Raw genomic sequence first — 2,496 nt, forward strand, 5'->3', positions numbered from 1 at the left:
GAGCATGAGCATGAGCATGAGCAGCATCAGGCAGAGGGATAGCGCTGAACTCAATTTCATCTAATATACTTTCCAGCTTATCCGCTTCGGGCGGTTTGCTCAGAACAGCTGAGGCACCTGCCTCAAACGCTTTTTTCTGATCAGCTTCGGTTTCATTACCTGTACAAATGACAACCGGAATATGTCCCCATTGTGGGTGTTGTTTCAGCTGGGAGGTAGCTGTCAGGCCATCCATCGTCGCCATCATCACATCCATAAAGATGATATCCGGTAAGGTATCCGTGGTCTGTAACCATTGCATTGCTTCTTCAGCGCTACCCCATTCCACACTGCTGTAACTATGGTCACGTAGCAATTTGCTTAGGGTCATTCTGGCAACGCGAGAATCATCCACCACTAATGCCATCAATTTAGTCATGATTATCCTCTGTTGATGTTAACCGGCGCGAAAGGCATCCATTTTAATCGACTCGACTTTTTTACCCATCATGATGACCTCCCCCTGATAACGCTGCTGCATATCACTGGCGAATTCAAAAAAGTAATACCGCTGCAACTGTATACGACCTTGGCGATTACGTTTAAATCGTATCTTACGCCAGAACACCGTATCGTTTAAAAAAGCCACGCCGGTATTGGCGCAATACGATTTTGCGGCCAGCGTCGCGCGTTCAGCCACACCGCGACTGTCCCACCAAAACCAGGCTATAGCAGCTAGAATGATGACTATAATTTCGCTGTCATTCACCCTAGATCACCCCATAATGCTTGAGAGACAGCCAGAGCTGCCACTGCGGCTGTTTCCGTTCGTAAAATACGTGGTCCAAATTGTACAGCCTGATAACCGGTATCTTTTGCCATCGCCACTTCGCTATCCGCTAAACCACCCTCGGGACCAATCAACATGGTTAGCGATTGAGGTTTTGACAACTCAGTAAAGCGTGTTTCTGCTAGAGGATCCAGTACCAAGTTCAGCTGATCCTGATAATCAGATAATACATCGGCTAATGTTTGAACTGGGCTTAATTCAGGCAAAAAACTCCGACCTGATTGCTCACAGGCACTAATCATGACACCTCTCCAATGATGAAATCGTTTATCAGCGCGGTCACCATTTAGCTGTACATTGCAACGTTCGGTTATCACAGGCACAATTTTTTTGACGCCCAACTCCACCGCTTTTTGTATAGCAAAGTCCATTCTCTCACCACGTGAAACGCCTTGTAATAAGGTGATATCTAATGGTGATTCTTTCTGTGTTTCTATCGCATTGCCCAGGCGCACGCGTGAATGCCGCTTTTCAACTAGGGTCAACTCTGCTTCATACTCCATACCGCCACCATTGAACAAACGAATATTGGCCCCTGGTTTGAGCCGCAGCACTTGAATGGCATGACGGTGCACGTCATCCGGTAAGACAAATTCTGATTCAGAAGATGACAGTGTTTCAGTATAAAATCGAGGCATGCGCATGTTGTTGGTGTCAAAAAGCAAGTAAAGTGATAAGCAGTTTACAGATTGTCATCGATAGATTGAATCAAATTCCTTTTTTCACTGTTATACTCAAGTCATGAATATAGACCGGCAACAAATTCAACACATTGTCAGGGACGTGGCCTTCACGACCCTTCTTCCATTGACCAATAACGTTAGCCGGGATTACAAAAAAGATGGCAGCATCGTCACCTCAGCAGATGATGCAGTACAAAGCGCTCTAAGTAAAAGGCTCGCCGAACTGTATCCTGATATTGCGCTACTGGGTGAAGAAATGTCTGCCGAACAGCAACAGCAGCTTTTCGATTCTGGTAAGCCAATATGGTGTCTTGATCCGGTCGATGGCACCAGCAATTTTGCTTCTGGCTTGCCTCTTTACTCCATTTCATTGGCACTAATCGAGCAAGGTAAAGTGACTTTTGCCATGGTGCTTGATCCATCGAGAGATGAGAGTTTCACTGCTCTTCGTGGTCAGGGAGCCTGGTTAAATGATTTACCTCTGCGTTTAACCTCTCCTAATCTCAGTTTGGATAACACTATTGCCTTTGTCGATTTCAAACGGCTACCTCAAGATTTAGCGTTGAAACTTGTCAGAGATCGTCCTTTTGCTTCACAGCGGAATTTAGGTTCTATCGCGCTCGAGTTATGCTGGCTAGCAGCCGGACGGGGCCATATTTATCTTCATGGTAAACAACAAATCTGGGACTATGCAGCTGGTGACTTGATCTTGGAAGAAGCCGGTGGTTTTGCTTCGACACTGTATGGAAACCCTTCATTTCGTTACACATTAGAGCCACGCTCTTCCTGTGCTGCCATTGATGAGGCGTTATTTCAAGTTTGGCAAAATTATTTGCTGGATGCCGTGAATGGTTAGAAAATCACTGGAATTTGTCACGCCAGACTGGACAATGCCCGACCATATTCAGGCATACACAACCACCAGAAAGGGCGGTGTCAGCCCGCCCCCATACGACAGCCTTAATCTTGCCGAACACGTTAACG

At 46.2% G+C, this 2,496-nt stretch carries 4 protein-coding genes; 1 reads left to right on the forward strand and 3 read right to left on the reverse strand.

Annotated elements, in window-relative coordinates; all coding sequences use genetic code 11:
- From B4K20_RS16315 to B4K20_RS16325, 3 genes are all read right to left on the reverse strand, one after another.
- Window positions 1-418: response regulator (locus B4K20_RS16315; RefSeq protein ID WP_289283725.1), on the reverse strand; the 418-nt coding region annotated here is incomplete at its 3' end.
- Between the two features lie 18 nt (window positions 419-436).
- A complete protein-coding gene (locus B4K20_RS16320; RefSeq protein ID WP_289283726.1) occupies window positions 437-748 on the reverse strand; it encodes a DUF3301 domain-containing protein in 312 nt (103 codons plus the stop codon).
- Entirely contained in the window at window positions 745-1,467 is a 723-nt protein-coding gene (locus B4K20_RS16325) for a 16S rRNA (uracil(1498)-N(3))-methyltransferase (protein ID WP_289283727.1), read from the reverse strand. The genes B4K20_RS16320 and B4K20_RS16325 overlap by 4 nt, the downstream gene beginning before the upstream one ends.
- A gap of 103 nt (window positions 1,468-1,570) precedes the next feature.
- Between B4K20_RS16325 and B4K20_RS16330 the strand changes: the two genes are divergently transcribed.
- Window positions 1,571-2,368, forward strand: coding sequence for an inositol monophosphatase family protein (locus tag B4K20_RS16330; protein WP_289283728.1), 798 nt, complete (start codon window positions 1,571-1,573; stop codon window positions 2,366-2,368).
- Window positions 2,369-2,496 lie beyond the last annotated feature (128 nt).

It is taken from the genome of Methylophaga sp. UBA5088 (genome assembly GCF_002414625.1).
Classification (GTDB): Bacteria; Pseudomonadota; Gammaproteobacteria; order Nitrosococcales; family Methylophagaceae; genus Methylophaga; species Methylophaga marina.